Raw genomic sequence first — 2439 nt, 5'->3', positions numbered from 1 at the left:
GTGTTTGATATTCTAATGCTGTGACATCCGGCATTTTCTGCACTTGTTGTTCAAACAGCTGATGGATACACAATGCATCAGAAGACCCGGGTTCCGTGACATTCCAGGTTTTCAGCAACAGTGTACGTTCCGCTTCCGGCAGAATTTCCAGCGCCCGTACCGGTGTTTCCGGAGCCTGCTCAAGTGCTTCTGCCAAACTCTCCAGCGCTTGTTGCATATATCCGTATATCCTTTCCGGCTCAAACGGTTGTACCACCTGAGCCGTCAGCCCCAGTGCTTCACCAAAATCCTCCACCGATAACGCTAACGGATAGTTAGTCCGCTCCTGTCCACCCAGAAATTCAATACCGCTGATGAGTTCATCCGACGTTGTCGACAAGGCATTATGTCGATAGTTCAGCAAGCTACTAAACAGTGGGATCTCTCCCTGCACACCGCTGCAACGTTGAGCCAGCGCCAACGAAGCGTGTTCATGTTCCAGTAGCCCGGCGAATCGGGTATGGGCGATCTGTATGCTGTCCCGTACCGACGTATTATCCATATCCAACCGCAGCGGCAACGTATTGATAAACAAACCCATGCCGCTGTCAGCACCGTCCCCCGCCTGCATACGCCCAAACAGCACGGTACCAAATACCACTTTCTCCTGACCACTGGCACGTGACAATACCTGCGCCCAAGCCACATGGCACAAAGCGGCCAGACTCACGCCCAAACGCCGGGCCTGATCACGCAAACGATCATTCAGCCCGGTTGTCAACATCCGGTAAAACTCCGTCACCGGTGAACCATCGCGATGCACCTCCGTGAACCCAAACGGCAGTGTCGGTTCATCGACCTCAGCTAACATCCCGGTAAAGAAACGGGTGTGTTCTTCCTGACTGACACCGAGCCGGGCCTGAGCCACCAGATTGCGAAAAGGAACCGGCGCAGCCAGATTGCCTTCCTGACCGGTAAGATGCGCCTGCACTTCACGGTTCATCACTTCCAGCGTGGTGTGGTCACCTATCAGGTGATGCTGCTGTTCCAGCAAAATCCAGCGACCATCTTCTGCCTGCGCAATCACAAAACGCAACAAAGGTGCCTGGCTTAAATCGAGACGATACCGATGCGGGTCAAAGCGTTGGAACAACTGGTCACTAACCGGCCCATCAGCCGGGTCGAGTGTCAGTTCCGTTACCGACAAGGTTGCCTGACGCAAAACCACCTGCGCCGGTACTGACAATCCCCGCCAGATAAAAGCCGTACGCAAGATATCGTGCCGATCAACTGACCATTGAACCGCTGCCAGATAACTCTCTAACAGAGATCGGTCAGCAAAGGCCATTTGACCAATCAACAGATACGGATCACCTTGGTCTGCCAGCAGATGATGGAATAAAATCCCATCCTGCAATGGCGATAACGCATAGATATCCTGAATATTGGCTATCCCGCCCGGCACTTGCCCGACAATCAGATCAATGTCAGGCTGGGTCAGATCAATCAGTGGCAGCAGATCTGGCGTCAACACCGTAATATCCGGCGTAATCCGGTTGTCAGGTACCTGAATTTCACGATGCTGATCCAAAGACTGAGCCAGAACACGAAGTGTCTGATGTCGGAACAGCATTTGCACCGAAACACCCAGACCAATACGCCGCAAATATTCAATCATCCGGACAACCAGTAATGAATGACCACCCAACGCAAAGAAATTGTCATGCCGGCTAATCTGCTCAATCCCCAGCAACTCACGCCAAATCGCTGCCAGTGCCGTTTCCATTTCGCCCTGCGGCGCTTCATAAACCTGGCGGGCAAAAGCGTTATCTCCCGGTGCCGGCAACGCCCGGCGATCCAGTTTGCCATTCGGCGTCAGCGGGAAAGCATCCAACGGAACAAACGCCGCCGGGACCATGTAATCAGGCAACAACGCGCTCAAATGTTCACGCAGACGGTTAACCAACCCGTCATCTACTTCCGCTACCATATAGGCAACCAGACGCTTATCCTGTCCCTCACCCAACGCCAGCACCACCGCCTCTTGCACCGCCGGATATTCCAGCAGCCGGGCCTCAATTTCCCCCGGTTCAATCCGGAAACCACGAATTTTCACCTGATGGTCATTGCGGCCCAGGAATTCCAGATTGCCATCCGGCAGGTAACGGGCCACATCCCCGCTTCGGTACATGCGCGCATCCGGGTTGTCACTGAACGGATCAGCAAGGAAACGCTCTGCACTCAATTCTGGCTGGTTAAGATAACCCCGTGCCACCCCAACGCCGCCAATATAGATTTCACCGGTACTGCCTAATGGCACCGGTTGGCCGTTGCTGTCCAACAGGTAGATGCCAGTATTTTTGACCGGCCTGCCGATAGAACCAGCGTCCTCCGGCGATAAGATCGCCTTACAGGTGGCAATCACGGTATTTTCAGTCGGGCCATAGGTATTCAACAACC

The 2439-nt window shown here is 53.9% G+C and carries 1 protein-coding gene; it reads right to left on the bottom strand.

What is annotated here, in order from left to right; genetic code table 11:
• The coding region (locus C5470_RS21615) for a condensation domain-containing protein (RefSeq protein WP_166291842.1) at window positions 1-2439 on the bottom strand (2439 nt) is incomplete at both ends.

It is taken from the genome of Photorhabdus stackebrandtii (assembly GCF_011189495.1).
GTDB lineage: Bacteria > Pseudomonadota > Gammaproteobacteria > Enterobacterales > Enterobacteriaceae > Photorhabdus > Photorhabdus khanii.
The sequence above is the reverse complement of the archived record's forward strand: the minus strand, read 5'-3'. Positions and strand labels throughout refer to the sequence as shown.